Here is a 24,367-nt window from a genome sequence, read left to right as displayed (position 1 = left end):
GGTGTCGGAATGTCAGGGGGACGCGAAGCGGTACACCGCCAGCGTGCTGCGCCAGCTGGGGAACAGCTTCACCTCGCGGCCTTCGTTGAAGGTCGCGCGTTCCAGGATGCGCAGGTCCACGACGCCGGCCAGCTGTTCAAAGTCGCGCAGCGTGCACAGGTGGATGTTCGGCGTGTTGTACCACTGGTAGGGCATCTGGCCCGTCACCGGCATGCGGCCGCGCAGGATGGCCCAGCCGTGCGGCCAATAACCGAAGTTGGGGAAGGACACGATGCCGTAGCGCGCCACGCGGGCCATCTCGCGCAGGATGTGCTCGGTGCGGTGCATGGACTGCAAGGTCTGCGACAACACCACGGTGTCGAACTGCTTGTCGTCGAACAGCGCCAGGCCGTCTTCCAGGTTTTGCTGGATCACCTCGACCCCGCGGCGCACGCAGGCGATCACGCAGGTATCGTCCAGTTCGACGCCCGCGCCGCGCACCTGGCGGTGGTCGCGCAGGTGCGCCAGCAGCGCGCCGTCGCCACAGCCCAAGTCCAGGACGCGGCTGCCGGGCTCGATCCAGCCGGCGATGCGCGCCAGGTCGGGCCGCAGCGCGCTGTGGGCATAGCGGGGGGTCACAGGGGTCATTCGGAGCGTCCTTCGGTCGGGGCGGCAGCGCCGCCAAGCCCAAGCTCGCGCGCGATGCGTTCGTAATAGCCGCGAACCACGGCATGGTAGCGCGCATCTTCCAGCAGGAAGGCGTCGTGGCCATGCGGCGCGTCGATTTCGGCGTAGGTCACGGGGCTGGCGTTCTTCAGCAGCGCGCGCACGATCTCGCGCGAACGCTCGGGCGGAAAGCGCCAATCGGTCGAGAACGACACCAGCAGGAAATCGGACTTGGCCGGTGCCAGCGCGCGCGCCAGATCGCCGCCGGTCGTGCGGGCCGGATCGAAATAATCCAGCGCGCGCGTGATCAGCAGATAGGTGTTGGCATCGAAGTAGCGGGTGAACTTTTCGCCCTGGTAGCGCAGGTACGACTCCACCTCGAACTCGACATCGTAGCCGTAGTGGTAGGCGCCGTTCTCGGCGGGCGCGCGTTGCGCGCGGCCGAATTTCTCGGCCATGTCGTCGTCCGACAGGTAGGTGATGTGGCCGATCATGCGCGCCACCGACAGGCCGCGCCGCGGCACGGTGTCTTGCGCGTAGTAGTCGCCGCCGTGGAAGTCCGGATCGGTGATGATGGCGCGGCGCGCGACTTCATTGAAGCCGATGTTCTGCGCCGACAGGCGCGGCGTGCTGGCGATCACCACGCAATTGGCCACGCGGTCGGGCAAGGTGATGGCCCAGCTGAGGGCCTGCATGCCGCCCAGGGATCCGCCCATCACCGCCGCGAAGCGCTCAATGCCGAAGTGGTCGGCCACGCGGGCCTGCGCGCGCACCCAGTCTTCCACCGTCAATACCGGGAACGCGGCGCCCCAGGGATTGCCGGTGGCGGGATTGATGCTGGCCGGGCCCGTCGACCCGAAGCATGAGCCCAGGTTGTTGACGCCGATCACGAAGAAGATATTGGTGTCCACCGGCTTGCCGGGGCCGACCATGTTGTCCCACCACCCCACGTCGCTGGGATTGTCCGCCGCCAGCCCCGCCACGTGGTGCGAGGCATTGAGCGCATGGCAGATCAGGACCGCGTTGGTGCGCTGGGCGTTCAACGTGCCATAGGTCTCCACGGCAAGTTCGTAGGCGGCCAGCGACTGGCCGCTCAACAACGGCAGCGGCTCATCGAAACGGATGAAAGTGGGTGCGACAAGACCGACGGAACCGGGATCAACGGAGTCGGAAGTCGTGACGGTGGCGGGAACGAACCCGCTGGCCGAATCACCGGCCAAATGTTGGGCAGGAGTGGTCATACGGACCTCTTTAGCTGGATTTATTGGAAGGCGCCCGCAAGCGGATCAGGCAAATCGGCGCCGAAATATGGGTGATGCAATCTGTACTGCGAAAAGAATTCTAGCACTGCTTGCGGACGCGGCCGCAGCCTGCCCGCCGGTGGGACAATAGCTTGACCGGCGGCGGCGCCCAATGGACGCGGCGCGCCCCCCTGACAGGAAAGATATGGCTCACATCTATCTGGACGAACTTCAACACCTGGCGGCGGCCGGCCTGGCCGCCGCCGGCGCCAACCCGGCGATGGCCGACAGCACCGCCCGCGCGCTGGTCTTCGCGGAAAGCCAGGGTCTCAGCTCCCATGGCCTGTCGCGCGTGCCGTTTTACGCCGGCCACCTGCGCGCGGGCCGCGCCATCGGTTCAGCAGTGCCGCGCATCGTGCACGAGCGCGGCGGCGCCGCGCTGATCGACGCGGGCTCGGGCTTGGCGTTCCCGGCCTGCGCCCTGGCCGTGGAGCAGGCCGCCACGCGCGCCCGCGAACACGGCATCGCCTTCATCGGGGTAGCCAACAGCCACCATTTCGGCGAAGCCGGCTACCACCTGGAAGCCTTGGCCGATGCCGGACTGGTGGCGCTGGCGCTCAGCAATTCGCCGGCCGCCATGCCCGCCTGGGGCGGCAAGCGGCCGCTTTTCGGCACCAACCCCATCGCGGCGGCCTTCCCCCGCCGCAACGGAGCGCGCCTGGTCATCGACCTGTCGCTGTCGCAAGTGGCGCGCGGCAAACTGATGATCGCCGCACGCGACAACCAGCCCATTCCGCTAGGTTGGGCGCTGGATGCGGACGGCCAGCCCACGACCGACCCCAAGGCGGGCTTGGCGGGCAGCATGCTGCCCGCCGGCGGCGTCAAGGGCGCGATGCTGGCGCTGATCGTCGAACTGCTGGCCTGCGCGCTGACCGGCGCGCACTTCGGCTTCGAGACGGAATCGTTCTTCGTCGACGCGGGCGGCCCGGCCCGGCTGGGCCAGGCTTTCATGGCGATCGACCCGGGCGCGCTGGCCGGACGCGATACCTATCTGGAACGCGTCGAGACGCTGGTCGACGCCATGCTGGAGGACGACGGCGTGCGCCTGCCCGGCGAACGCCGCCGCAAGCTGCGCGACGAAGCCGTGAAGCACGGCGTGGACATCCCGGATGCGCTCATGGCGCAACTGCGGACGATGGCGGGCGTGGCCTGACGCGCCCCTCGCGGCAACCGCCAGGCGCTACGTCCCGGCGCGCGTGAACCACAGCATCAGCGGCGCCAGCAGCAGGAACACCACCGTGGACACCAGCACCGCGCCCGCCGCGGTGTCGCCCAACGGGGTGTAGCGCTTGGCGTACATGTAGCTGACCACCGCGCAGGGCATCGCCATCTGCAGGGTCAGCGCGCCCGCCAGGACGGGTTCCAGGTCCAGCGCCCACACCACGGCCAGCCCGGCCGCCAGGCCGACGCCCAAGCGGATCGCGCCCACCTTGGCGCCGTCGCGCAGGCCGTTGGATGGAATCAGCGCCAGGGCGTGGCCCAGGCTCAGCAGCATCAGCGGCACCGTCACCGCGCCCAGCATCCGGGCCGTCTCGATCAGCCATTCCGGCACGGGGATGTGCAGCATGCGCAGCCCCACCGCCACCACGGACGCCAACAGGATGGGGCTTTTCCAGCTGCCCTTGGTGTTCACGCCGGGCAGCAGCCGCACGGCGATCGTGTGCATGACGAACGAGTTCACCGCAAAGAACGCCACCGCCACCGACAGGCCGGCGTCGCCAAAGGCCAATTGCGAAATCGGCAGGCCCAGATTGCCGGCGTTGGGCAGGAAAGCCGTGGGCAGCAACGTGCGCACGGGCAGCTTGCACACCTTCAGCAGCAGCGCGGCGACCAGCGCGCACAGCAGCAGCGCCAGCAACGTGGCCGCGGCCACATCGGCCAGCGCGCGGTCGTCCAGGTGGGTGGTGACGAAGGTATGGAACACCAGCGCCGGCGTGGTCACCGACGTCACCAGCGTCGTGATGAACGCGCCGCCGAACGGAATGTCGCGCTTGCCCCAGAACACCCCGATGCCCACGCAGAACAGCAAGGGCAGCATCAGCACGATGGCTGAGAGGTAGAACTGGGTGATGGCCAACATACGACTATTCCGTCAGAGATAAAGAGTTTGATGCGCTGCGGCATCAATGCTTGCCTGCCGGCGGCGCGAGCCGCAGCATGCGGACGACATGTTAACTACCGGGCGCCTCGCCCCCAGCCGCCATGACCGCCATCCGCCGCTTGTCCGCGTACCGCCCTTTGTTGGAGGCGTCTCTGGAAGTGCCGTCCCCGCCCCTGTCCGCCCTGAATCCGCCGGTTTCGCCGCTGACTTCGCTGTCCGCGCCACCGCCTGAAAAAATGCTGTCCGACCGCCAGGCCGCCTGCCTGTACTGGTCAGCCGCGGGCAAGACCAGCTGGGAGACCGCCCGCATCTTGGGCGTCAGCGAAAGCACGGTGAACTTCCACTTGCGCAACGCCTGCGCCAAGCTGGGCGTGCGCGGCCGGCGGGCCGCGGTGGCCGCGGCGTTGCGCCAGGGCCTGCTGGACGCCGTCACGGCTTGATGGGCTTGGCGGGATTGATCACCACTGACCGCAGGAACTCGCGCGCCCGTTCAGCCGGCAGGCTTTCCTGCGTGCCTGCGGCCACCGCCTCGATCAGCATGGTATCGGTCACCCAGACCTTGGCCTGCAGCCACCCCGGCTTGCCCATGGCCTTGCCATGCACCTCGATATCCTGCCCATAGGCCGGCCACTCCGTAGGCGGCGGCGCCTGCATGTTGGCGTGCAGTGAAACGATGAGCGCCCGGCCCAGCGCCTGTTTGGCGGAGGGGTCCGCCGCGATCTCCGGCGGCAACGGGGCCGACCCGATCGCGAACACGGCTTCCCCCACGGTGGCGGTCGCCAGGGTAAAACGCAAGGTATGGGTATCCAGGCGCAGGTCGCGGGTGTCCGTCATGACCCGGTCCGGGAATGCCGCCCGCACGTGGCCATCGGCCACGTCGACTTCACGCCAGTTGTAACGGGGCGAACAGGCAGCCAGCACCAGCGCCAACCCCACAAAGAGGCCGGCTTTCTTGAACATGAAACGAAACAGCGATGAAATCGTCATTACCCGAGGACCTGGACGGTCTATCCATTTCAAGGAATGCAGAAATTGTCGCCGATTTCCATGACCCCAGCGCCCGACGGCACCCCATTGGCGAATTATGTCTGGCCTGCCGCCCCGAATGTGCCCCTGCCGATCTCGGGTCCAGGCACGCCCAGCATCTATCTGATGCACGGGTTGAGCGAGCACGCCGGGCGCTATGACCGGCTGGCCCGCTGGCTGGCCGCCCGCGGCTGGGCCGTGGGTGCGCACGACCACCGCGGCCACGGCCGGTCGGGCGGCCCGCCGGCCACGCTGAGCCACCAGGAAGACCTCGTCACCGACGCCGTCGACCGGCTGCGCGCCTGGACCCAGGTCCAGGGCCGTCCGCCGATCCTGCTGGCCCACAGCCTGGGCGCGCTGGTGGCGGTGCGGATTGCGCTGCGCCGCATGGCGGAACTGGATGCCCTGGTGCTGAGTTCGCCGCCGTTCGTGGTTCACGTGCCACAGTGGGTGCGCCGCACCCTCACCTGGATGTCGTTGCATGCCCCCGACCTGCGGGTGCCCCACGGCTTGGCGCCCGCCCGGATCTCGCACGACCGCGCGGTGGTGAAAGCCTACCGGTCCGACCCGCTGGTGCGGCGCCGCATGACGGGCAGGCTGGCGCGCTTCGTGGACGACGCCGGCCAGGAATCGCTGCGGGAAGCCGGGCTGCTGCCCTGTCGCACCCTGCTGATGGTGGCGGGCGACGATTCCATCGTCGCCGCCGAAGGCAGCCGCCAGTTCGCCCAGCGCGCCCCGGCCGAATTGCTGACGCTGCGCTGGTACGACACCGCCTGGCACGAGATTTTCAATGAAACGGCCCCCATTTCCGATCCGGTTTATGCTGATCTGGACGAATGGCTGGCGCGCACGGCCCAGGCATTGTCCCTGCGCCCAGTACTGGCTCCCTCGGCACAGGAGGCCGGCACCCCGTAAAATCCCGCGACAGACCCAAACGAGAAGAATCCGTGACTGATACCGCCGCCAACCGCCTCTCCCGCCTAGAGGCCAACCGCTCGCTGCTGACCCAGACGCTGCGAGGCATCGAAAAAGAAGGCCTGCGCGTGGACGAGCAGGGCATCCTGGCCCGCACCCCGCACCCGGCCGGCCTGGGCTCGGCGCTGACCAACGAACACGTCACGACCGACTACTCCGAATCGCTGCTTGAACTGATCACGGGCACGCACACCGATGTGGACGCGCTCCTGGCCGAACTGACCAATACTCACCGCCACGTCTACAGCGTGCTGGACCATGAACTGATCTGGAACCAGTCCATGCCCGCCACCCTGCCGGCTGAAGCCGACATCCCCATCGCCTGGTACGGCAAGTCCAACACCGGCATGCTCAAGCACGTGTACCGCCGCGGCCTGGCGGAACGTTACGGCAAGACGATGCAATGCATCGCAGGCGTGCACTACAACTTCTCGCTGGCCGAAGACCTCTGGTCCGTGCTGGACACGCAGCCGGGCTCGGTGCAAGACCGCCGTTCGCGCGGCTATATCGGGCTGATCCGAAACTTCACGCGCTACTCCTGGCTGCTGATGTACCTGTTCGGCGCGGCGCCCGCGCTGGCCAGCGACTTCCTGCGCGGCCGCGAGCATCCGCTCGAGCGCCTGGGCGACCACACGCTGTACCTGCCCTACGCCACCAGCCTGCGCATGAGCGACCTGGGGTACCAGAACAAGGCGCAGTCGCAGTTGAAGCTTTGCTACAACGACCTGGACACCTTCCTGGGCCGCCTGTACGACGCCGTGACCCAGCCCTGGCCCGACTACCAGAAGCTTGGCACGCATCGCAACGGCGAATGGATCCAGCTGAACACCAACGTGCTGCAGATCGAAAACGAGTACTACTCCAGCATCCGCCCCAAGCGCGCCACGGGCCGCTGCGAACGGCCCATCACGGCCCTGGCCGAACGCGGCGTGCAGTACGTGGAAGTGCGCTGCCTGGACATCGACCCGGACTCGCCCGTGGGCATCGACGCCAGCACCAGCCGCTTCGTGGATGCCTTCCTGCTGTACTGCACGGCGTCCGACAGCCCCTTCTTCCCCGCCAACGGCTACTGCCAACGCAGCGCCGACAACTTCTCGACCGTCGTCAAGGAAGGCCGCAAGCCGGGCCTGATGCTGGACCGCGAAGGCCAGCCCGTGGCGCTGGCCCAGTGGGGCCACGAACTGCTGGACCAGATCGCGCCGTACGCCGCGCTGTTCGATTCCGCATTGGGCGGCAGCGCCTATGCCGACGCCCTGGCCGCGCAACGCGCCAAGCTGGACGCGCCGGAGGCCACGCCGTCGGCCCGCCTGCTGGATTCGCTCAAGCGCAGCGGCCTGTCGTTCCATGACTATTCGCTGCAGCAAAGCCGCAAGCACGCCGAGGCCCTGCGCGCGCAAGCCCTGCCTTCGGACCTGGCGGCCGCCTATGAACAAGCGGCGGCGCAATCCGCGATGGAGCAGCAACGCCTGGAGCAATCGGACACGGTGGATTTCGCCACCTACGTCGCGCGCTACCACGAGGCGCTGAAGGCCCCCCGCAAATAAGGCGTATCGTTAGGGTTTTGGTTTGCGGCGCCCGCATGACCGGCGCCGCGGACCGCGTCCGTCACTCAGGAGGTTTTTTCCATGCGCCGCACTGCAACATTCTTGCTGGCCCTGGCAGCCGGCATGGCGGGAATCGCCCATGCCGCGCCGCCAGCCATGCAGACCGTGGAATCGGTGGACCTGAAACGTTACGCCGGCATGTGGTACGAAATCGCGAATTTCCCCATGTTCTTCCAGCGCAACTGCGTGGGGGACACGACCGCCGAATACACCGCGCATGCCGACGGCACCGTGGGCGTGAACAACCGCTGCCGCACCAAGGATGGGGATGTCGATTCGGCCTCGGGCACCGCGACCGTCGTGGAAGGCAGCAACAATGCCAAGCTTGAAGTGACGTTCGTCAAGCCCTTCAAAGGCGATTACTGGGTGATTGGCCTGGACCCGGAATACCGCTGGGCCGTCGTCGGCACGCCCGACCGCAAGTACCTGTGGATCCTGTCGCGTTCGCCGCAGCTGCCCAAGGAAGAACTGGACAAGGCGCTGGCCGCCGCAACGGCGCAAGGCTATCAGCTGGACGAACTGCGCTACACGCCGCAGAAATAGCGCGCGACCCATCGAGCCGCGCCGCCAAGCAAGCAGCGCGCCTGCGGGTCAGCCCGCGTAATCGCGCGCCAGGCGCACCACCGTCACGCCGGGCTTCAGCTGGCGCAGCGACGGCATGATCAGCGTGCAGTTGTCGTAGGGCGTCACGATCGGCTGGCCGTCCGCCCAGCCGATCACGGACCCCGCCTTTGCCAGCGTTTCCAGGCCTGTCCAGGCCTCTGAGAAGCGCAGGTCCATCGATGGCGCGACGACCGCATTCGTTACTTCCAGCACGCGTTGCGCGGCAGGATCCGGCAGCAGCCAGCCGGCCGGCACGTCGGCGGCATCGATCACCCCGGACTCCACCAGCATGCGCGCCACCATGTCGCGCGCCACATCGCGCGAGGCCAGCTCGCCATGGAATCCGCATTCGATCAGCAAGGCGCAGGCGTCTTCGCGTGCGGGGTCGCCGAACTGGCCGAAGTCACGCATGCGCACGCCATCCTTGTGGCCCGCATCCACGATCACGTGTTGCGGGGCCTTCAGGCGGCGCGCCAGCGCGATGTTGCGCGGCAGTACGCCGGTCAACAGCAAGGGCGCACCAGGCTCGTGCATCGAATGCAGGTCCAGCAGCCAGTCCGCGCGCTGCACCCAGGGGCGCAGCGCCGCGCCGCGCTGGCGGTCCGGCGTCGTGGGGTTGTCCAGGCGCTCGGCGCTCCAGACGCGGTTCATGTCTTCGACCACGAAACGCGAAGCGTCGTGACGGGCGTGGTCGAAGCGGTCGAACGCCTCCAGGTTGCAGAAGGCCAGGGTCAGGCTGCCGCGGCGCGGCTTCACGCCGGCGGCCAGCAGGTCCTTCAGCGCCCAGGCGCCGCACAGTTCGTTGCCGTGCACCAGTGCGGACACCATCAGCGCCCGGCCCGGCACGCCCGAATCAAAATGCCAGACGCCCGGCGTATCGGTGTTGCCGGCGCGCTCGGCGCTCAGGTCGGGAACGGGGAGCTTGAATTCCATGATGATGTCCGCTTGTCTGCCTGGTCTTGCGATTGATGAAAGCCTGAAATGTCCGGGTGCGATTTACTGCGCTTCGATCTTCGCTGCCTTGACCAGCGCGCCGTACTTCTTCGTTTCTTCGGCCTGATACGCGGCCAGGTCGACGCCCGGCTTGGCCACTTCGCCGCCGGCCTCCTGCATCTTGGCGCGGAACGCCTCGGACTTCAGCGTTTCATCGAGCACGCCGCGCAGCTTGGCAACGACCGGCTCGGGCAAGCCGGCGGGGCCGTACAGCGCGAACCACAGGTTGATGTCGACGGACTCGAAGCCCGGCGTCGCGGCCAGCGGCGCGATCTCGGGCGCGGCCGGCGAACGCTTGTTCTCGGTCAGGCCCAGCGCCACGATGTTGCCGCTGCGCACTTGCGGCAGGCCCGAGGACAGCACCAGCATGCCGTAATCCAGCTGGCCGCTCATCAGGTCCGTCACCAGCGGCGACACGCCGCGGTACGGCACGTGCTCGGCGCGGGTGCCGGTGGCCTGGTTGATCATTTCGCCCGCCAGGTGCAGCGTGGTGCCCACGCCCGACGACCCGTAGTTGAACGTGCCGGGCTCGGCGCCGCGCAGCTTCTTCAGATAGTCGGCGGCGGTCTTCACGCCGGAGTTCTTGCTGGCCGCCAGCAGCATCGGCTGCGAGGCCACCAACCCAAGGGCGGTGAAATCCTTCGCGCTGTCGTACTTGACCGCGGTGTTGATCATGCGGGCGATCACCATTTCGTTGGTGGAGCCCAGGAAGATCGTGTAGCCGTCGGGCGCGGCGCGCGCCACGCGTTGCGCGCCGATCGTGCCGCCGGCGCCGCCCACGTTTTCCACGATCACGGTCTGGCCCAGGCGCTTGCCCAGTTCTTCGCCCAGCAGGCGGGCGGTCAGGTCCAGGCTGCCGCCGGCCGGGTAGCCGACGATCAGCGACACACTGCGGGCGGGGTAGTCGGCCGCCAAGGCGGCGGGTGCGGCGGCAACGGCCGAGACGGCACAGAGCGCAACAAGCGCTGCACGCAGCGGATGCAGAATGGACTTCATGTTTTCTTCCTTGGGGTGCTGGGGGTGGACGGCGTTGCCGTCTCGTTTGAGGTTTAGCGCCACATTTTCACGGGCGGCGCATGCGCCATCCGTGCCAAAACGGCACATCTTCGTGCATATCCGGTTTGGCCCGCCTGGGGCTCAGGCCTTGCGGTTGGCGGTGGCTTCCCAGGCGGCTTCGGCCAGATCCGTCAGCCGGGCGCGTGGACGGTACAGCCGCACCTCGAAGGCGATCTCTTCGCTGCGTCCGCCCAGCGCCGCCAGCGCGCCCCGGCGGCAATCGGCCGCCACCATGGACCAGGGCAGCCAGGCCACGCCGACGCCCTTGGCCACCGCGCCGTGCGCGGCATCCAGGGAATCGCTGCGCACGAACGGCGTCAGCGCATAGGGCGTGGTTTCCAGCCGGTCTCCGACGATGCGCTCCATCGCCAGGCCGCCCGTATAGGTGATCAACGGCACCGGCGCGCCGCCGTCTTGCAGCGTGTAGCGGGCGCGGCCGCGCGCGTCCACTTGGCTCACGGGCACCAGCTTGTCCGTCGCCAAGGTCATGTAGCGGTAGCGCGCCGGGCTGAGCGGCACCGACAGCGCCGGGTGCTCGTAGCAGCACAGCAGGTCCACCTTGCCCTGCTCCAGCCGCACCACCAGGTCCTGCGCCTTGCCGGTGGACAACTCCACCTGCGTGCCTTCGGTCAGCACCTTGGGCGTGCGGTGCCGCAGGCGCGCGATCCAGTCCGCCACCAGCGTGCGGGCCAGGCTGCGGCCGGTGGCGATGCGCAGCACCGCCTCGCCGCCTGCGCCGGAACTGCGGATGCGGTGGCGCACCAGTCCCATCTGCTCGACTACCTGGGTGGCGGTCTTCAGCAGCGCCTCGCCCTCCTGGGTCAGCGTGACCGGCAGATGCTGCCGTTCGACCAGCGGCGCGCCCGCCCAGGCTTCCAGCGCGCGGATCCGCCGCCCAAACGCGGGATGCGTCACGTGGCGCAGTTCGGCCGCGCGCACGAAGCTGCCGGTGCGCGCCAGCGCGATCAGGTCTTCAAGGAGTTTCAGGTCAGCCATGAGGCGCAAGCTTACGCCATCGGCCGACCGCCGGAACGCCGGCTGCCGGCGCTCCGGCCGCCAAGATCAACGCGCCGCCAGCCCCATCATGGCCAGCGTGGCACGGGTCAGGTCGCTGTCCGGGTCTTCCAGTTCGTTGACCAGGTCGAAGTGGTTGCAGTGCGGCGTGGGGATGCGCGTGGACGACAGGCCCGCCCCATTCCAGGCCGCTTCAAACGCCGCGGTCTGGTTCTTGAAACCCTGCGTCTCCAGGCCGCCCACGGCCAGCAGCATCGGACCGGCGCGTTCCGGCAGGTTGAAGATGGGGCTCTGGTGCGCCGCCTGTTCGGGCGTCAGCCGCAGCCAGGTGTTCGGCAGGATGTCGCACAGCGGCCGCAGGTCGAACAGGCCGCTTAGCGCCAGCGTCCCCTTGATCACGTCGTCCGGCACGCCATACCGGGCGGGCCAGCCGGGCGCGGCCAGCATGCCGGCCAGATGCCCGCCCGCCGAGCTGCCGCCCACATACAGGCGGTCCGGGTCGATCCCGTAGGCGGCCGCATTGCGGTACAGCCAGGCCACGGCAGAGCGCACTTCGCGCACCACTTCACCCAGGGTGGCTTCGGGCACCAGCGTGTATTCCAGCGTCGCGACGGCGGCGCCGGCGGCGTTGAACGCTTCGGCCATCACCGGCGCGTCTTCCTTGCGCTGCGCGCGCCAGTAGCCGCCGTGGATGAATACGAACAACGGCGCCGGCGCCTGCGAGGCGGCGGGCAGGAACAGATCCAGCCGTTCGTCCTGGCCCATGCCGTAGCGCAGGTCCAGCACGCCGGGGCGGCGCGTGCGCACCCGGGCCGACGACTCCGCGTAGCGGCGCACGCAGGCGTCGAAATCCGGCACCGATTCGCGCGCGTTGTATTGGATGTCGCGTTCGGGGATGGAGGAGAAGAAAAGGTCGATATCCGTGTCATGCATGGCGGGCCTGCGTGTCGGGCTGAGAAATGATCCGTTCGATGAACTGTGCGGTCTTGCGGTAATGGGCCGCCAGCATGGCGACCGAGCCTTCGATGTCGCGCGAGATCGCGGCGTCCAGCAGCTGGCGGTGCTCGTCGTCGACATTGCGCTCCGGCCCGTAGGCCGTGGCGCCGGCGCGCGCCGGACGGCGGTAGCGCTCGGTTTGGGCGTACAGCTGCGTGGACAGGTCCAGCAGCCAGTGCGACCGGCACGCGCCGATCAGCGCATGGTGGAAATCCAGGTGGCGCGCCTCGAGCAGTTCTTCCAGCTCTTCCGACGGCGGCTGCGCGTCGCCTGCGCGCTGCGCGGCCAGCGTCAAGGCGTGATAGGCGCCGACCAGCCGCGCTTCCCAGGCATCGTCGGCGTTGGCCAGCGAACGGCGAAGCGCATCGCAGTCGATCAGGATGCGGGTTTCACAGGCATCCCACATTTCCTCGACCGACAAGGGCGCGATGCTGAAGCCGCGCGACGTGGTGTTGATGACCATGCGCTCGCTGCGCAAGCGGTTGAGCGCCTCGCGGATGGGGGAAAAGCTGCTGCCATAGCGTTGCTTGAGCAGTTCCAGCCGCAGGGACTGGCCCGGCGCGAAGGCGCCGCTCATGATGTCGCGCCGGAGCAGGCGGTAGACCTGCTCGGACAGCGTGATTTCCTCTACTTCAGCGTTCCCGTCCGATCCAGCATCGTCCTGGCGGGAAGCTTTGATTCTTGGCTTCAAGATGCTCTCCAGATGTCAGCGGCTTGCCCGCCGGCCCGCGTCCGGGCGGGTCATTCTACCCGCCTCATATCCCCAGATACCGCTGCGCCAGCTCTGGCTGCGCGGACAGTTCCGCCGGCTTGCCCGACCAGGCCACGCGGCCCTTGTCCACGATGTAGTGGCGGTCGACCAGCAGGGCCATCTCGGGAAGATTCTTGTCGATGACCAGGATGGTCTGCCCTTCGCCCTTCAAGGCCCGCAGGCAGCGCCAGATCTCTTGCCGGATCAGCGGCGCTAGCCCTTCGGTGGCCTCGTCCAGGATCAGCAGCTTGGGGTTGGTCATCAACGCGCGGCCCACCACCAGCATCTGCTGTTCGCCGCCGGACAAGGTGCGCGACGACTGCGTGCGGCGTTCCTTCAAGCGCGGAAAGAGCGCGTAGACGCGTTCCAGGTCCCACCCGCCCGGCGCGGCCCGCGCGGTGGCGACCAGATTCTCCTGCACGGACAGCGATCCGAACACGCGCCGCCCTTCGGGCACCAGCCCCACGCCCAGCCGCGCCACGGTGCTGGGCGCGGACCGGCCCAGGGTCTGCCCCCGGAACTGCACCGCGCCGCCGGTGGCGGGCAGCATCCCCATCAGCGTCTTGATGGTGGTGGTCTTGCCCATGCCATTGCGGCCGATCAGCGAAATCACCTCGCCTTCGCTGGCCTCGAACGACATGCCGAACAGCACTTTGCTGGACCCGTAACCGCCGGTCAGCCCATCAACCTTCAACATGTTCTTCTCCCAGATAGGCCGCGCGCACCTCCGGATGGCGGCGCACCTCGTCGGGCGTGCCGCTGAACACCACGCGGCCATAGACCAGCACGCTGATGCGGTCGGCCAGGGCGAAGACGGCGTCCATGTCGTGTTCGACCAGCAAGATGCCGTAGTCGCCTTTCATGCCTTGCAACAGCCGCGTCATGCGCGCCGATTCCTCGGGCCCCATGCCGGCCATCGGCTCGTCCAACAGCAACAGGCGCGGCGATCGCGCCAGCGCCACGGCCAGCTCAAGCTGCCGCTTTTCCCCGTGCGCCAGGTCCGCCGAGCGCACGTGGCGGCGGTCCGCCAGGCCCACGTGCGTCAGCCATTGCATGGCCTCGGCCTTCAACGCCGCGTCGTGGCGCGGGTTGGACCAGGCGCCGAAGGCCGGGCCGTCCTTGAGCATGCGCGACAGGATCACGTTCTCCAGCGCGGTGTATTCGTGGCACAGCTCGGTGATCTGGAACGACCGGCCCAGCCCCAGCCGCGCGCGCTCGAAAGCGCGCAGGGCCGTCACGTCCTGGCCGTCCAGATGGATGCTGCCGGAGTCCGGCCGGATCTCGCCGCAGATCTGCGCGATCAGCGTGGACTTGCCGGCGCCGTTGGGGCCGATGATCGCGTGGATCTCGCCCCCCCGCACATCCAGGTCCACGCCGTTGGTGGTCACCACCGCGTCAAAGGCCTTGCGCAGTTGCGTGAGACGCAACAGGCTTGTGCTTGCGTCAGTCGGCATGGCGCGTCTCCAGCAGTTTTCCGAACAGACCCTTCTGCCCCCACAGCACCACCAACACCAGGATCGGCCCCATGTACAAGAGCCAGTGTTCGGTCAGGGACGACAGCATCTGCTCCAGCCCCAGGAACACCGCGGCGCCCGCGATCGGCCCCAGCAGCGTGCCCACGCCGCCCAGGATCACGATGGCCATCAGTTCGCCCGACTTGGTCCACGCCGCCATGTCGGGCGTCACCAGCCCCGCGTAGTTGGCCCACAGCACGCCGGCCAGGCCCGTGCCCACGGCGGACAGCACAAAGGCGCTCAGCCGGTAAGGCGTGGGCGCCACGCCCAGGTTCACCGCGCGCCGTTCGCTTTGGCGCAGCGCTTGCAGCACCATGCCGAAACGCGAGTTGGTGACGCGGATGCAGAACAGCGTCCAGGCGGTCAGCAGCGCCAGGCACACGTAATAGAACACCGTCGGGCTTTCCAGGTTGACGCCCGGCAGCACGTTGCGCTGCGGAATCATCAGCCCGTCGTCGCCGCCATAGAACTGCAGCGACACCAGCACGAAATACACCATCTGGCCGAACGCCAGCGTGATCATGATGAACTGCACGCCGCGCGTGCGCAGCGCCAGGTAGCCGAAGATCCAGCCTGCCAGCGCGCACACGGCCAGCGCGATCGGCCACACCACCAGCGCCGCGTTGCTGCCGGCCCAGCCGAAGATCGGCCCCGCTTCGGCAGTATGAAAGGCGATGATGCCCACCGCGTAGCCGCCCAGCCCGAAGAACATGGCATGGCCGAAGCTGACCATGGCGCCGTAACCGATCACCAGGTCCAGGCTGACCGCCGCCAGTCCGTAGATCAGAAAGCGCGTCACCACGCCGATCAGGAACGGCGAGCCCGACGCCAGCGCCGCAGCCGGCAGCAGGATCAGCACCGCCAGGCCGCCCAGGCCCCAGCGGGCGCGATTGGAAAGTGTCTTTGCCACCATCATCCTCGCGCCGGGAACAAGCCGCCCGGCTTGGCGATCAGTACGATCGCCATCAGCACATAGATACTGGCCGACGCCAGGCCAGCCGCCAGCGGGTCCGCCGTGGCGGGCGAGAACACCGTGGACAGCATCTGCGGCAGGAAGGCCCGCCCCAGGCTGTCCACCATGCCGACCAGCAAGGCGCCGGCCAGGGCGCCGCGCACCGAGCCGACCCCGCCGATCACGATGACCACGAAGGTGGTGATGAGGATGCGTTCGCCCATGCCGATCTCAACGGCCAGCAGCGGCGCGGCCATCACGCCGGCCAGCCCGCACAGCAAGGCGCCCAGGCCGAACACCAGCGTGTAGAGCTTGCGGATGTCGACGCCCAGCGCATCCACCATTTCGCGGTCGTCGGCGCCGGCGCGGATCAGCATGCCGATGCGCGTGCGGTTGACGAGCCACCACAGGCCCACCGCCACCGCCGCGCCGATCGCGATGAACGACAGGCGGATCACCGGATACTGGAATCCCGGCGCCAGCGTCACCGCGCCTTCCAGGAACGACGGGATGCCCACCAGCGGCGGGCGCCGCCCGAAGATCAGGCTGACCGCTTCGTTCGAAAACAGCAGCAGGCCGAACGTGGCCAGCACCTGGTACAGGTGGTCGCGCTTGTACAGCTTGCGGATCACCAGCACCTCGACCGACACGCCGTACAGGCCGGCGCCCAGCAAAGCCGCCAGCACGCCCGCCAGGAACGACCCCGTGGTGCCGATAGCGTAGGCGGCGCAATACGCGCCCACCATGTAGAAGGACCCGTGCGTCAGGTTCACCACGCCCATGATCCCGAAGATCAGCGTCAGTCCGGCCGCCAGCATGAAAAGCATGGCGCCGAACTGCAGGCCGTTGAGCAGCTGTTCGAACAGAAGCGTCATGATGGCATCTTGCAGAATTGGGCGTAGGCGTCCTTATCGTCGGACACCAGCTTGCGGACCAGGTGCGGCGACAACGTGCCGTCGCTGTCTTTGCCGATGCGCATCAGATAGAGGTCCTGGATGGGATGCTGGTTGGTATTCATGCTGAACTTGCCGCGCAGCGACGTGAATTCCGGCTTGCGCAACGCCGCGCGGAATTCCGCCGCCTTGGACAAGTCGCCGCCCGTGGCCTTCAGGCCCGCGCCGATCAGGTTGGCGGTGTCGTACGCCTGCATCGCATAGTCCGTCGGCACGCGGCCGTAAGCTTCCTTGAAGGCCTTCACGAATGCCTTGGATTGCGGGTTGTCGAAGTCCTGCGACCAGATGCCGGTGGTGTAGGACCCCGCCGACGCGTCGCCCGTTGCCTGGATCATGCGCGCATCCATCGAGAAGCTGGGCATCAGCATCGGAATGGTCTTGTTCAACCCTGCCGCCGCATATTGCTTGACGAAGTTGATGCCGGTGCCGCCCGGATGAAACTGGTAGATGGCCTCGGGCGCCAGCGAACGCAGGCGCGCCAGCTCAACCGAAAAGTCCGACTGGTCCAGCTTGGTGTAGATCTCGGCCACCACCTCGCCCTTGTAGGTGCGCTTGAAGCCTTCGATCGCGTCGCGGCCCGCCTGATAGTTGGGGGCCAGCAGCACCACGCGCTTGTATCCCAGTTCGTTGGCGGCCACGCCGCCCGCCGTGTGGAAGGCGTCGTTCTGATAGGACGCCACGAAATAGTTGGGATCGCACTTTTCGCCGGCGAAGTTCGACGGGCCGGGGTTCAGGCTCACGTAGAAGGCGCCCGACTTCACCACGCTGGGCACGACGGCGGCCAGCACGTTCGAGAAATTCACGCCGGTAAAGAGCTTCACGCCCGACTGCAGCAGGCGGTCGGCGGCCTGCTTCGCGTTGGCGGGCTTCAGGCCGTCGTCTTCGATGACCAGCTGCACCGGCACGCCGCCCAGCTTGCCGTCGCCCTGTTTGATGGCCAGATTGAAGGCGTCGCGCTCGTCTTCGCCGATATAACCCGCCGGCGTGGACAAGGTGGCAATGAAGCCGATCTTGACGGGGTCCGCGGCATGCGCCGCGTCCATGGCGGCAACCGTGCCCAGCACGGCGCAAAGCGTGGCGGCCAGGCGGCCTGTCTTTTGTTTCATGATCATGTTTTTCCCCTTGAAGACGGCGTCGCCCGCCTTGCGGGCGCGCCGAGTGCCTGCTTGCCTTAAACCGCCACCACCGGATGGCGCAGCGTGCCAATGCCTTCCACGCACGCCACCACCACGTCGCCCGGCCACAGCCATTCCTGCGGCTTGCGGCCCGCGCCCACGCCTTCCGGCGTGCCCGTGGCGATGATGTCGCCCGGCTCCAGCGTGATGCCCGCGCTGATGTCCGAGATCAGGAACGGCACCTTGAACAGCATGTGCCGCGTGTTGGAACCCTGCTTCTTTTCGCCGTTGACCGTCAGCCACAGGTCCAGCACCTGCGGATCAGGGATCTCGTCGGCGGTCACGATGCACGGGCCGAACGGCGCGTAGGTGTCCTGGCCTTTCGAATAGATCCACTGGCCCGCGCGGCGGCAGTCGCGCGCGCTCATGTCCAGCATCACGCTGTAGCCGAACACGTAGGACAGGGCGTCGGCCTCGGCCACGCGCTGTGCGCGCCGGCCCATGATCACGGCCAGCTCCACTTCCCAGTCCAGCTGCTGCGTGATCTTGGCGTTGTGTTCGATGGCGTCGCCCGGTCCGATGACGGTGGTGGGCGGCTTGGAAAAGATCACCGGCTGCTTCGGCAAGTCGGCCGAGGTGTCCAGCGTGCGGCTGGATTCCGCCACGTGCTCGACGTAGTTCAGGCCGATGCCGAAGATGTTCTTGCGGGGCCGGGGAATGGGCGCCAGCAACTTCACGTTTTCCTGCGGCAACGCCGTGCCCACCGGCCAGTTGCCCCGGTAGGACTCCATCAGCCGGCTGGCCTGCGCGACGGCCACGGGGCCCAGGTCGATGAACGCCAGCATGTCGTCGGGCAAGTCCACGCCGCCGGCGCGGCCCAAGAGGGCCAGGTCCACCACGTAGCCTTCGGCCAGCGCGCCAAGGCGTGCGGCGGCGGTGGGATGAGCGCGAAAAGTCACCAAGCGCATAGGAACTCCATAGATTCAGGACGAGTTGAGTCAGGCGCGCGGACTCGGGCCCGCGCGGCGGATGAAAAATTCAAGAAGGGGTCGGGCGGCGCTAGATCAGCACTTGATGGCCGTCGTTTTCCTTGACCGCTTCTTCGCGGTAGAGCGCCAGCGAACGCATCACGGGCAGGTCGTTGAAGCAGAACAGGCAGGCGTCGTCGTTGGCCGACAGGTTGGCGTGTTCGTGGATCGCCCAGGAGGGCACGCAGAAGATGTCGCGCTCGGTCCAGTCGTAGCGTTTGCCGTCGATGATGGAAAAGCCGCTGCCCTTGGCCACCTGATAGATGAAGCTGCCGGTATGGCGGTGCGCCTTGGTGTGCTCGCCCGGGCGCAGCAGTTGCATGCTGGCGCCGATGGTGGGCATGACGGGGCCGCCGGTCGCCGGGTTCACGTATTCCAGCAGGATGCCGTCATAGGGGCTGCCGGCGGTGGTGCGCGCGTAGCGGCGCAGGGCCTCGTAAGTGGGTTCCCATTCGTACTTGAACAAGGGCGAATAGGGTTTGGTCCAGCCCGACACCTGCGGGCGCAACGCCGCGTGGCCCCAGGCCGCGCTGGTGTCGTCCACCGGGTACGTCACCGTCTGGTTCAGGTCGGGGTGCACCGCGTAGAAGCCGGCCTCCAGCGCGTTGACCAGCGGAATGTCCAGGCCGTCCTGCCAGATGCAGGTGGTGCCGTCTTCGGACACGCCGTGCTCGTGCCAGGTGCCGTTGGGCGTCAGCACGAAATCGTTCGCGCCGAGTGTCATCTTGTGGCCGTCGACCACGGTGTAGGCGCCCTGGCCTTCCATGATGAAGCGCAGCGCCGAATGCGAATGCTTGTGCGCGGACGCCAGTTCCCCGGGCTGCATCACCTGCAGGCCCGAATACAGCCAGCCCACGGCGGCGGCCACGTCGCGCCGGCCCGGATTATTCAGATAGATGACGCGCCGGCCCGCCTCTTCGGGCGACACCAGCTCTGCCGACCGCAGCACATGGCCACGCAAGTCCTGATAGCGCCACACCACCGGCACCGAAGCGGACCGCGGCGCCCAGGGCTCGATCTTGTTCGCCACCGTCCACAACGCGCCCGTCTCCAGGCGCGCCAATTCCTTGTAATAGGCGATGCGCTCCGGCGAGTCGGCCACGTTGGCGCGGCCTGCGGTGTCTTCGCGGTAGGCGTCGTACCGGTTGGATTCCATCCCTTGCCCTCTTTTTATAAAAATCAGAAGATTTTCGAAAATAATAGAGGCGAGGCTGAAATCGGGCAATCTTTGCGCGCTAGGGGTTTTCCCGCTGCGCCAGATTTAGTTGGTGCCGCGTCAATAAATACTGTACAAAAACACAGTGCGACGTGATACATTTCGCTCGCCCGAAAAACTGTCGTCCAGGAGAATCCTGTGTCCGAAGCCGCTCATCTTGTTCAGTACATCGTCGTTCCCTACCGCGCCGCCGCCAACGGTGTCGCGCCCGGGGAAATCCGTCCGGCCAGCAGCGAATTCGGAGCCATCCGAATCGCCAATTCCATGGCCTCCAAATTCGCGGGGGTCGCCGCCTATGAAGTGTTGATCGACAAAGAAACCGGCGACATGGAATCGCCGCGCATCCTGATGCAGATCGGCACGGTGCCGTCGCTGGATGATTGACGTCTTGGCGCGGCCCGCCCACCGCCGGGCGGGCCGCGCCAAGACGTTACGGCGGCTAGCCGCCCGAGCCGCGCAACTTGCGCCATAGCGTGCTGCGGCTGACGCCCAATTTCAGCGCCGCGGCGGCGTGATTGCCCCCGCACTCGGCAAGCACCGCTTGCGCGTACTCCCGTTCCCCCGATCGCCGTACGGACGTCAACGTGGCGGCATCTTCCGCGTCCCGCACGTCCGGCCTGTCCAGCAACGCCCGGATTCCGGCCGCGTCCAGCGGCGCATCCTGCTCCGCACACGCCATCGCAATCCGCTGCGCCACGTTTTCCAGCTCGCGCCCGTTGCCTGGCCAGTCATGGTCGGCCAGGCCCGCCGGTAAAGCGTCCAACACCGCCTGTTCGAACGGGTCCAGGCCCGCGTCGCGCATCGCCTGCGACACGAATCGCCGCGACAACGCGTCCACATCGGCCGGCCGCGACTTCAGGGCAGGCACGGCCACGCACAACACCGCAATGCGGTAGTACAGGTCTTCGCGAAACGTGCCGGCGCGGACCATCGCCCTCAGATCGCGGTGCGTCGCCACGATGACACGCACATCCACGGGCGTGGCGGTGACGGCGCCCACGCGCGTGATTTCACGTTCCTGCAGCACGCGCAGCAAGCGGGTCTGCAGCGCGAACGGCAACTCCGCGATCTCGTCCAGGAACAAGGTGCCCTGATGCGCGGCTTCAACCAGGCCCGCTTTGCCGGACCGGCGCGCGCCGGTAAAGGCCCCTTCCTCATAGCCGAACAGCTCGCTTTCCAGCAGGCTTTCCGTCAATGCGCCGCAATTGACCGCTACGAACGCATGGTGACGGCGCGGACTGGCGTGGTGCATGCCCTGCGCCAGCAACGCCTTGCCGACCCCGCTTGGCCCGGAGATCAGCACCGTCGCCTCGCCGCGCGTGGCATAGATGCGGCAGCGCCGGATCACGGCCTGCATCGGCGGCGACGCCTGCACGATCTGGTCCAGCGTATAGCTTGTGCCGGCGCCCTTGCGGCGTTCGTGGCGGCGCAGTTTGTGGAACGCCTGCCGCACGTCGTTGGACTCCCGCAAGGTGTAGAGCGCGCCAGCCACGACGCCGCCTTCGTGCAGCGCCGTGCTGTCCACCACGACCTGCCGCCCCTGGAAGGTGAACACGCCCGAACCGCCTTGCGACGCGTTGCGCAACACGGGGCCGGGATCCAGTTCAGGCACGCCGGCATTCAACGGCGCGCCGACCGCCAATGACGGCGAACTGCCCGTCAGCCTCTGCGCAGCCGGATTGGCCGCCACGACACGGCCACGGGCATCGACCGCGACGACCCCTTCGTGCAAGTGCTCCAGCACGTTCGCCAAGGTAATGCGGCGCGACTTCTCGGCCTGCTGCGCCACCCCGAGGTGGATCGCGTCTTCCAGCGCCGCGTTGACGGAATTGCGCGAATACAGGAACACGCCCGTCATGCCTTGCTGCTGCGCAAGGTGCACCGCCAGGCCTGCGCCGATCACCACCTGCACGCCCTCGGCCTGCAACGCCGCCACCGTATTGCGCGCGTCGTTCTCGGTGTCGTAGGCGCGCACGTCCAGCTGCAGGCCGAATTCCCGGATGAACTGCCGTATCTCCTCGGGCACGCGCCGGTACAACATCAATGCAATGCGGTCTGAAACCTGGCGCGCACGCGCCAAGGCCGCCATGACGTCGTAACCGCCCACGCGCACGGCGACAACCGGAACGTCCAGCTGCGACCGCAGATAGTCGGCGTTCGCGCCTGCCGTCAGGATCACATCGCAAGATTCCACGCGCAGCTTGGCACGGATCCTGTCCACGGCATCGTCGAAATGCGCCTGCAGGACCTGCAGGCGCGCGCGGTCCGCGTACTCCGGCGCGCAGCGCTGCACCAGGGGCAGCAGCTCATACGCGCTGACGGCCCAAATCGAAATCGGACTAGGGGCAGGCGCCGGGTAAGGCGGGTCGATGGGCATGGCAATGTCTCATTTTTGAACGCTTGCGTTTCAAATATAGAGCAAGCCGCCGCCCCGCAAACGCCCGGCGCTTGAAAAAGCCTTTCTTATCAAGGCCCCTTGCCGCGCCGGAACCCTGGCACGGGTTTTGCAAGGTTTGGCTGACGCTGAACGCAGAGCCCAAGACCCGGAGACATCCATGCAACGCAGACAGCGCTCCACCTCCGAACCCAGCAAGACTCGACACCCAGCAGCAGAAACCCTCATGAAAGCCATTTCAATCGAACAATACGGCGGCCCCGACGTCCTTCAATGGCGGCAGGACGCCCCCGTCCCCCACCCCGGGCCCGACGACGTCCTGGTGCGCGTCGCGTATGCCGGCATCAACTTCATGGACATCCACACGCGTCAAGGCAAGTACGCGGCATCGCGCACCTACCCCGTGCGCTTGCCTTGCACGCTGGGCATGGAGGGCGCGGGCCGCGTCATCGCCGTCGGCGCCAACGTGACGACGGTGAAGGCCGGGGATCGCGTGGCCTGGTGCATCGCCTGGGGCAGCTACGCGGACTATGCGTGCATCCCGGCGGCCCGATGCGCGCGCCTGCCCGACACCGTTGCGTACGATGTCGCGGCGGCGGCGATCTTCCAGGGAAGCACCGCCCACTATCTGGTCCAGGACGTCGCGCAACTGCAGGCCGGCGCGACGTGCCTGGTCCACGCGGCGTCCGGCAGCATCGGGCAGCTCCTGGTCCAATGGGCCAGGCATCTGGGCGCGACCGTCTATGCCACCGCCAGCACTGCGGAAAAATGCGGCGTCGCCATGGCGCGCGGCGCGGACGCCGCCTTCCTCTATGGCGACGGTCAGTTCGCCGACGATGTCCGGCAAGCGACGGCGGGCCGGGGCGTGGACGTGGTGTTCGATTCCGTGGGCCGCAAGACGCTGCGCGACAGCTTCCGCGCGACGCGCACGCGCGGACTGGTCGTCAATTACGGATCCGTGTCGGGATCATTGCAGGACCTGGACCCCATCGAACTCGGCGAAAGCGGATCGCTGTTCCTCACCCGGCCCAGGCTGGCCGATCACATGCAGGATGCGCAAACGGTGCAGCGCCGGGCCGACGCGGTGTGGGCCGCCCTGGCCTCCGGCGCGTTGACCGTGGAGATCGCCGGACGCTACACGCTGGAGACGGTCGCGCAAGCGCACGAGCGCATCGAGCAACGCGTGCAGATCGGCAAAGCGGTGGTGGAAATCCATTCCGACGCGTAGCGCCGGCCAAGGCAGATTGCCGTGTCAGACTGCAATTTCAACGCGCGCGGGGCCACGCCGCCTTGCAGCCTGAGGCTGACGGTTAACATTGGCCCGGTCGCCAGATATGGAAATCCGGGAAACCATGGAACGCTCGCTGCCTGCCAGTCTCTTGAAGCCCCTTGAACGCGAAGCCGCCAATGCGCGCCGTGTTGAACGACGCGTCCGTGCATGACAAACGCGCATCCCAGGCAGTTGAATCAGGCGCCAGCCCGGCGCGCATCAGGGCGTCCCAAAGGGCGAAAAAACGCCCCGCGATTGCTATTCGCGGCGGCGTTCGTATTCGCCTATGGACTGGCGGCCTTGCTGTGGCGGGTGCCGATCGCGGTAGGACTTGGCTATCTCGTGCTGAGCGCGCTCACGTTCACGGTCTACGCCGTCGACAAGGCGGCCGCCCGCGCCAACCGGTGGCGGGTTTCCGAGAAGACATTGCATCTGCTGGCGCTGGCCGGAGGCTGGCCCGGTGCGTTGATCGCGCAGGAATGGCTGAGGCACAAGTCGGTGAAACCGGCCTTCCGCGCCGTGTTCTGGATCACGGTGGCGGTCAACATCGCGGCCTTTGTGTTTCTGGCTTCGCCCTACGGCAGATCGCTGCTGGCGCCGTACGTGCCGGCGCTGGCCTGACGGCATCTCGCAGGCGGCAATTTTCAGAAAAATCCTACAAAGCCTGATGCGCCATCCGATATGTCGAGGACAGCAAACCCAATACGCTGTGGGCATTTATTGGGTTACGGAAGCGCATGCTCAAACACCTCGACATCCCCAAGGCCGCCTTATTGCTGTTCCTGCTTGTGTTTTGCCACAGCGCTTTCGCCGTGCAGATCGAAACCACTGAAAGCAGATACGAAACGGGCGGGGTAAG

25 protein-coding genes and 1 riboswitch are annotated in these 24,367 nt (G+C 67.3%); of the genes, 8 read left to right on the top strand and 17 right to left on the bottom strand.

Annotation, left to right across the window (positions count from 1 at the left end):
* Positions 1–12 precede the first annotated feature (12 nt).
* Both metW and metX read right to left on the bottom strand, forming a co-directional pair.
* On the bottom strand, positions 13–627 hold the full coding sequence (gene metW, locus ACO6D5_RS05180) for a methionine biosynthesis protein MetW (protein ID WP_315846355.1): 615 nt from the start codon (positions 625–627) through the stop codon (positions 13–15).
* Complete coding sequence (metX, locus tag ACO6D5_RS05175; protein WP_315846356.1) at positions 624–1,886, bottom strand: homoserine O-succinyltransferase MetX; 1,263 nt, start codon at positions 1,884–1,886, stop codon at positions 624–626. The genes metW and metX overlap by 4 nt, the downstream gene beginning before the upstream one ends.
* A riboswitch (SAM riboswitch) is annotated at positions 1,876–1,957 on the bottom strand. Its footprint overlaps the gene before it by 11 nt.
* Before the next feature lie 134 nt (positions 1,958–2,091).
* Here metX and ACO6D5_RS05170 point away from each other — a divergent pair.
* Entirely contained in the window at positions 2,092–3,099 is a 1,008-nt protein-coding gene (locus tag ACO6D5_RS05170; RefSeq protein ID WP_315846357.1) for an Ldh family oxidoreductase, read from the top strand.
* 27 nt (positions 3,100–3,126) lie between these two features.
* Here the strand turns inward: ACO6D5_RS05170 and ACO6D5_RS05165 are convergent, their stop codons facing one another.
* Positions 3,127–4,026 (bottom strand): AEC family transporter, encoded by a 900-nt coding sequence (locus ACO6D5_RS05165; protein WP_315846358.1) that lies wholly within the window; start codon positions 4,024–4,026, stop codon positions 3,127–3,129.
* 257 nt (positions 4,027–4,283) lie between these two features.
* Between ACO6D5_RS05165 and ACO6D5_RS05160 the strand changes: the two genes are divergently transcribed.
* Positions 4,284–4,487 (top strand): helix-turn-helix domain-containing protein, encoded by a 204-nt coding sequence (locus ACO6D5_RS05160; protein ID WP_035214062.1) that lies wholly within the window; start codon positions 4,284–4,286, stop codon positions 4,485–4,487.
* Here the strand turns inward: ACO6D5_RS05160 and ACO6D5_RS05155 are convergent.
* Positions 4,477–5,034: a hypothetical protein gene (locus tag ACO6D5_RS05155; RefSeq protein ID WP_315846359.1), complete on the bottom strand. Its 558-nt coding sequence runs from the start codon at positions 5,032–5,034 to the stop codon at positions 4,477–4,479. The two genes, ACO6D5_RS05160 and ACO6D5_RS05155, sit on opposite strands and share 11 nt — an antisense overlap.
* Before the next feature lie 60 nt (positions 5,035–5,094).
* On the opposite strand from ACO6D5_RS05155, the gene ACO6D5_RS05150 reads away from it, so the two are divergent.
* From ACO6D5_RS05150 to ACO6D5_RS05140, 3 genes are all read left to right on the top strand, one after another.
* Positions 5,095–5,988, top strand: a complete 894-nt coding sequence (locus ACO6D5_RS05150; protein WP_485824774.1) for a lysophospholipase — start codon at positions 5,095–5,097, stop codon at positions 5,986–5,988.
* A gap of 32 nt (positions 5,989–6,020) precedes the next feature.
* Positions 6,021–7,592 carry a glutamate--cysteine ligase gene (gshA, locus tag ACO6D5_RS05145; protein ID WP_315846361.1) on the top strand — a complete coding sequence of 524 codons (1,572 nt, stop codon included), beginning with the start codon at positions 6,021–6,023 and terminating at the stop codon, positions 7,590–7,592.
* A gap of 81 nt (positions 7,593–7,673) precedes the next feature.
* On the top strand, positions 7,674–8,195 hold the full coding sequence (locus ACO6D5_RS05140; protein ID WP_315846362.1) for a lipocalin family protein: 522 nt from the start codon (positions 7,674–7,676) through the stop codon (positions 8,193–8,195).
* A 48-nt stretch (positions 8,196–8,243) separates the two neighbouring features.
* Here the strand turns inward: ACO6D5_RS05140 and ACO6D5_RS05135 are convergent, their stop codons facing one another.
* The 12 genes from ACO6D5_RS05135 to ACO6D5_RS05080 form a co-directional block, all read right to left on the bottom strand.
* Entirely contained in the window at positions 8,244–9,188 is a 945-nt protein-coding gene (locus ACO6D5_RS05135; protein WP_485824773.1) for a M14 family metallopeptidase, read from the bottom strand.
* A 63-nt stretch (positions 9,189–9,251) separates the two neighbouring features.
* The gene (locus tag ACO6D5_RS05130; protein ID WP_315846364.1) at positions 9,252–10,244 is read right to left on the bottom strand and encodes a tripartite tricarboxylate transporter substrate binding protein; all 993 of its coding nucleotides are present in this window, start codon (positions 10,242–10,244) and stop codon (positions 9,252–9,254) included.
* Between the two features lie 141 nt (positions 10,245–10,385).
* Positions 10,386–11,300 (bottom strand): LysR family transcriptional regulator, encoded by a 915-nt coding sequence (locus tag ACO6D5_RS05125; RefSeq protein WP_485824772.1) that lies wholly within the window; start codon positions 11,298–11,300, stop codon positions 10,386–10,388.
* Positions 11,301–11,366: 66 nt separating this feature from the next.
* On the bottom strand, positions 11,367–12,251 hold the full coding sequence (locus ACO6D5_RS05120) for an alpha/beta hydrolase fold domain-containing protein (RefSeq protein WP_315846366.1): 885 nt from the start codon (positions 12,249–12,251) through the stop codon (positions 11,367–11,369).
* Complete coding sequence (locus ACO6D5_RS05115) at positions 12,244–13,005, bottom strand: GntR family transcriptional regulator (RefSeq protein WP_035214064.1); 762 nt, start codon at positions 13,003–13,005, stop codon at positions 12,244–12,246. Before ACO6D5_RS05115 ends, ACO6D5_RS05120 begins: the two co-directional genes overlap by 8 nt.
* 64 nt (positions 13,006–13,069) lie before the next feature.
* Complete coding sequence (locus ACO6D5_RS05110) at positions 13,070–13,762, bottom strand: ATP-binding cassette domain-containing protein (protein ID WP_315846367.1); 693 nt, start codon at positions 13,760–13,762, stop codon at positions 13,070–13,072.
* Positions 13,749–14,519: an ABC transporter ATP-binding protein gene (locus ACO6D5_RS05105; RefSeq protein WP_485824771.1), complete on the bottom strand. Its 771-nt coding sequence runs from the start codon at positions 14,517–14,519 to the stop codon at positions 13,749–13,751. Before ACO6D5_RS05105 ends, ACO6D5_RS05110 begins: the two co-directional genes overlap by 14 nt.
* Positions 14,509–15,495 (bottom strand): branched-chain amino acid ABC transporter permease, encoded by a 987-nt coding sequence (locus ACO6D5_RS05100; RefSeq protein WP_485824770.1) that lies wholly within the window; start codon positions 15,493–15,495, stop codon positions 14,509–14,511. The genes ACO6D5_RS05105 and ACO6D5_RS05100 overlap by 11 nt, the downstream gene beginning before the upstream one ends.
* Positions 15,492–16,406 (bottom strand): branched-chain amino acid ABC transporter permease, encoded by a 915-nt coding sequence (locus tag ACO6D5_RS05095; protein ID WP_315846370.1) that lies wholly within the window; start codon positions 16,404–16,406, stop codon positions 15,492–15,494. The genes ACO6D5_RS05100 and ACO6D5_RS05095 overlap by 4 nt, the downstream gene beginning before the upstream one ends.
* A complete protein-coding gene (locus ACO6D5_RS05090) occupies positions 16,403–17,596 on the bottom strand; it encodes an ABC transporter substrate-binding protein (protein ID WP_485824769.1) in 1,194 nt (397 codons plus the stop codon). The genes ACO6D5_RS05095 and ACO6D5_RS05090 overlap by 4 nt, the downstream gene beginning before the upstream one ends.
* Positions 17,597–17,655: 59 nt before the next feature.
* The gene (locus ACO6D5_RS05085) at positions 17,656–18,567 is read right to left on the bottom strand and encodes a fumarylacetoacetate hydrolase family protein (protein ID WP_315846371.1); all 912 of its coding nucleotides are present in this window, start codon (positions 18,565–18,567) and stop codon (positions 17,656–17,658) included.
* A 91-nt stretch (positions 18,568–18,658) separates the two neighbouring features.
* Positions 18,659–19,783, bottom strand: coding sequence for a cupin domain-containing protein (locus ACO6D5_RS05080; RefSeq protein WP_485824768.1), 1,125 nt, complete (start codon positions 19,781–19,783; stop codon positions 18,659–18,661).
* Between the two features lie 198 nt (positions 19,784–19,981).
* Here ACO6D5_RS05080 and ACO6D5_RS05075 point away from each other — a divergent pair, with 198 nt between their 5' ends.
* A complete protein-coding gene (locus ACO6D5_RS05075) occupies positions 19,982–20,227 on the top strand; it encodes a hypothetical protein (protein ID WP_006227235.1) in 246 nt (81 codons plus the stop codon).
* A 55-nt stretch (positions 20,228–20,282) separates the two neighbouring features.
* On the opposite strand, the gene prpR is transcribed toward ACO6D5_RS05075, so the two are convergent.
* Positions 20,283–22,220: a propionate catabolism operon regulatory protein PrpR gene (gene prpR / locus ACO6D5_RS05070; protein ID WP_485824767.1), complete on the bottom strand. Its 1,938-nt coding sequence runs from the start codon at positions 22,218–22,220 to the stop codon at positions 20,283–20,285.
* A gap of 244 nt (positions 22,221–22,464) precedes the next feature.
* On the opposite strand from prpR, the gene ACO6D5_RS05065 reads away from it, so the two are divergent.
* Complete coding sequence (locus ACO6D5_RS05065; protein WP_485824766.1) at positions 22,465–23,466, top strand: quinone oxidoreductase family protein; 1,002 nt, start codon at positions 22,465–22,467, stop codon at positions 23,464–23,466.
* A gap of 342 nt (positions 23,467–23,808) precedes the next feature.
* Positions 23,809–24,129 carry a DUF1294 domain-containing protein gene (locus ACO6D5_RS05060; RefSeq protein ID WP_485824765.1) on the top strand — a complete coding sequence of 107 codons (321 nt, stop codon included), beginning with the start codon at positions 23,809–23,811 and terminating at the stop codon, positions 24,127–24,129.
* The last annotated feature ends 238 nt before the right edge of the window (positions 24,130–24,367 follow it).

The organism is Achromobacter sp. (genome assembly GCF_057314935.1).
The sequence above is the reverse complement of the archived record's forward strand: the minus strand, read 5'-3'. Positions and strand labels throughout refer to the sequence as shown.